Source organism: Hansschlegelia beijingensis, from assembly GCF_045505405.1.
GTDB lineage: Bacteria > Pseudomonadota > Alphaproteobacteria > Rhizobiales > Methylopilaceae > Methylopila > Methylopila beijingensis_A.
On sequence record NZ_JBJKEX010000313.1, the window covers coordinates 1 to 3,646 of the forward strand.

The window sequence follows — 3,646 nt, forward strand, 5'->3', positions numbered from 1 at the left end:
ACGACCGCGCGCTCGTGTGGCGCACGATGGGCGGCAAGCACAGGCGCCTTCTCGGCGCCGCCCAGACATTCGTCGACGACACCGTCGAGGCCTTCAGGGAGGCCGCCCTCCGGTATGCTCGACGCCGCGATCCTGCCGGCGCTCAGCCGCTGGACGGCGGAAGCGCCCGAAGCCGGGACCGGCCGCGACCTCCCCCGCCTCGTCAGGGCGCGACTCTGCTTCGGCTTCGACGGTTCGCCCTGGGACGAGGAGAAGGTGCTCGATCGCTACGAGCTTCTCTACGAAGCCGGGCTGGTGGAGGAGGCCAAGCGGGACGGCCGGCCGGCGGCGCTCGCGCGCGGCGAACTGCCCCGGCTCGGCGAGCCAATGCAGGCCGACCATCGCCGTATCCTCGCGACCGCGATGGGCCGCCTGCGGGGCAAGCTGAAATACCGGCCGGTGGTGTTCGAGCTCATGCCGCCGCGCTTCACCCTGACGGCGCTGCAGCAGACCGTCGAGGCGATAGCCGGCAGAAAGCTGCACAAGCAGAACTTTCGCCGGCTCGTGGAAAGCGCGGCGCTGGTGGAGCCGACCGGCGGCGCCGAGACCGCGACCGGCGGCCGGCCTGCGAAGCTCTATCGCTTCCGCCGCGAGGTGGTGGAGGAGCGGCCGGCGCCGGGGCTGCGATTTGGCCGGGCCTGAGAGCCGCGCACCGTCGCGCCCATGACTTTTGTCTCGTATTCGGCTAAATCCCTTGCGCGGGCGCAATCGCGCAATCTTCGGGACCACCCCATTCATGCTTGCCTGGGATGATTTTCGCCTCGTGAAGGCGATCTCGGAGCGGCGCTCCCTCGCCGGCGCCGCGGAGTTCCTCGGCGTCAACGCCTCGACGGTGTTTCGGCGGCTGGGCGCGCTCGAGGATCGGCTCGGCGCGCGCCTGTTCGAGCGCGGTCGCGCCGGCTACGGGCTGACGCCTGCCGGCGAGGAGATGGCCGGCATCGCCGACCGGATGGCCGACGACATCATCGCCTTCGAACGGCGGGTGTCCGGCCAGGATCTCGCCCCCACGGGCGAACTCCGGGTCACCACCAACGACACGCTGCTGATCCACGCCCTGACCGACGTGCTCGCCGGTTTCCGCAAGGCCTATCCGGAGATCACGCTCGACATCGTGGTCGGCAACGCAGTGCTCAACCTGTCGAAGCGCGACGCCGACATCGCGCTGCGGGTGACGTCCTCGCCGCCGGAGACGCTGGTCGGGCGCCGGCTCGCCGGGATCTTCTGGGCCGTCTACGGTCCTGCCCCGCTGAAGCCGGTCTCGACCATTGAGGAGCTCGACGATCTGCCCTGGATCGGGCCTGGGGACATCCTCGCGCCGCTGCAGCGCTGGCTGCGGGACGTCGTGGGCGAGCACAGGGTCGTCTACCGCCTGTCGACGGTGCTCGGCATGGCGGAGGCGATAGGCGCGGGCGTCGGCGTGGGACCACTGCCCTGCTTCATCGGGAACCGCTTCCCGAATCTGGTCCGGCTCTATGATCCGCCCGGCCAGCAGCCGCCCGGACTCTGGATCCTGACGCATCCGGATCTGCGGTCGAGCGCGCGGGTGCGCGCCTTCATGGATTATGTCGCGGTCGAGTTGGCCAAGCGCCGTCCATGCTTCGAGGGCGTCAAGGAGCGCGAGACCGTCTCCGCCTGACCGTGGCGGGCGGGCTTAGGCCGCCACCTTGCGCACGTCCTTGACGTCCAGGAACGCCACCTTCTCCCAGCGCTCCTTGGCGCGGGTCATCTGGAAGGCGCTGCCGGCCAGCAGGACCGGGTCGCCGTCGAGATCCTCGGCGACGTTGCCGCGGTTGGCGTTGAGGAACTCCTGAAGGTCCTTCTCGGGCCCCGAGATCCATCGCGCGAGCGCGTACTGGCTCTGCTCGAAACCGACCTCAAGCCCGTACTCGGCGGCGAGCCGCCCGGTGAGCACGTCGAGCTGAAGCGGTCCGACGACGCCGACCAGCGCCGGGGAGCCGTCAAGCGGACGGAACACCTGCACCACGCCTTCTTCCGCGAGCTCCTGCAGCGCCTGCTTGAGCTTCTTCGCCTTCATCGCGTCCTCGAGCCGCACCCGGCGCAGGATTTCGGGCGCGAAGCTCGGCACGCCGAGGAAGGAGATGTCCTCGCCCTCGGTCAGCGTGTCGCCGATGCGCAGCAGCCCGTGGTTCGGGATGCCCACCACGTCGCCCGCATAGGCTTCCTCGGCGAGCGCGCGGTCCTGCGCGAAGAAGAATTGCGGCGCGTGGAGCCCGATCGTTTTGGCCGTGCGGGTCTGAAGCACCTTCATGCCGCGCCTGAGCTTGCCCGAGCAAAGCCTTACGAACGCGATACGATCCCTGTGGTTGGGGTCCATGTTCGCCTGGACCTTGAAGACGAAGGCCGTCATCCGGTCCTCGGCTGGCCTCACCGGCCGCTTGTCGCTCTCCAGCCCCTGCGGCGCGGGCGCGAGGTCTGCGAGGCCGTCGAGCAGGTCGCGAACGCCGAAGTTTCTGAGCGCGGAGCCGAAGAACACCGGGGTCTGGTGGCCTTCGCGGAACGAGGCGAGATCGAACGGCTTGAGCGCGCCGGCCGCGAGCTCGAGCTCCTCGGTGACCTCCGCGAGCCGATCGGCCGAGACGAGGCCCTTGAGCGCCTCCATGCCGGTGCCGGAGATGGAATCGCCGCTGTCGACCAGCCGGATGCGCCCGGTCTGAAGCTCATAGGTGCCGGCGAAATCGCGGCCGCGGCCGATCGGCCAGGTCAGCGGCGCGACGTCGAGGGCGAGCGTGCTCTCGATCTCGTCCAGGATCTCGAACGGATCGCGGCTCTCGCGGTCCATCTTGTTGACGAAGGTCACGATCGGAATGTCGCGCAGCCGGCACACCTCGAACAGCTTGCGGGTGCGCTCCTCGATGCCCTTGGCGGCGTCGATCACCATCACGGCGGAGTCCACGGCCGTCAGCGTCCGGTAGGTGTCTTCCGAGAAGTCCTCGTGGCCCGGCGTGTCGAGCAGGTTGAACACGCAGTCGCGGTACTCGAAGGTCATGACCGAGGTCACAACCGAGATGCCGCGCTCGCGCTCGATGTTCATCCAGTCCGACCGCGTGCGACGGCGCTCGCCCTTGGCGCGGACCTGCCCGGCGAGCTGGATGGCGCCGCCGAACACCAGCAGCTTCTCCGTCAGCGTCGTCTTGCCGGCGTCAGGATGGGAAATGATCGCGAAGGTGCGGCGACGCTCGACCTGGCGGGCGAGCGGCGTGGCGGCGGTCGAAACGGCGAGATCGGTCATTCGGCTCTGATCGGCGTGAGCGGGCGGCGCCCGGATGCTGCAGCCTCCCGCGCCGCGCCTTCGGCGGAGACCGGATGGCCAGCCTTCGCCCGTTCCTGCGCCGTTGGAGAGGAATGCCCTTCAAATGGCGGATCATGACGCCTAACGCAATGCGCGCGGCTTCTCGCCCGGCTACGCCTCGGTCCCGGTGGGCGCCGGCGCCTCGCTCCCAGCGGCCGGCGGCTCGGCGGAGGGCCGCGTGAGCCGCCCTTGTAGTTGTAGATGCAGCCGTTGAACACGATGGTGAGGCCGAGGGCCGGGTCGACCATCGGCTGCTCGGCCTTCTCGCTGAGGTCGATGATCTTCAGTCGCCGGTGC

At 69.4% G+C, this 3,646-nt stretch carries 3 protein-coding genes and 1 pseudogene; 2 read left to right on the forward strand and 2 right to left on the reverse strand.

Going from position 1 to position 3,646, the window contains the following annotated elements; all coding sequences use genetic code 11:
- Positions 1–681: NUDIX hydrolase (locus ACIKT0_RS14990; RefSeq protein WP_407106114.1), on the forward strand; the 681-nt coding region annotated here is incomplete at its 5' end.
- A 94-nt stretch (positions 682–775) separates the two neighbouring features.
- Positions 776–1,675, forward strand: coding sequence for a LysR family transcriptional regulator (locus ACIKT0_RS14995; RefSeq protein ID WP_407106115.1), 900 nt, complete (start codon positions 776–778; stop codon positions 1,673–1,675).
- A gap of 15 nt (positions 1,676–1,690) precedes the next feature.
- On the opposite strand, the gene ACIKT0_RS15000 is transcribed toward ACIKT0_RS14995, so the two are convergent.
- A complete protein-coding gene (locus tag ACIKT0_RS15000; protein WP_407106116.1) occupies positions 1,691–3,289 on the reverse strand; it encodes a peptide chain release factor 3 in 1,599 nt (532 codons plus the stop codon).
- A 248-nt stretch (positions 3,290–3,537) separates the two neighbouring features.
- Positions 3,538–3,646: pseudogene (locus ACIKT0_RS15005) on the reverse strand (hypothetical protein); the annotation flags it as partial.

What these genes read in the sequence shown, in the direction of transcription:
- ACIKT0_RS14995 (WP_407106115.1), top strand. Translation starts at nt 776, where the DNA reads ATGCTTGCCTGGGATGATTTTCGCCTCGTGAAGGCGATCTCGGAGCGG.
- ACIKT0_RS15000 (WP_407106116.1), bottom strand. Translation starts at nt 3,289, where the DNA reads ATGACCGATCTCGCCGTTTCGACCGCCGCCACGCCGCTCGCCCGCCAG.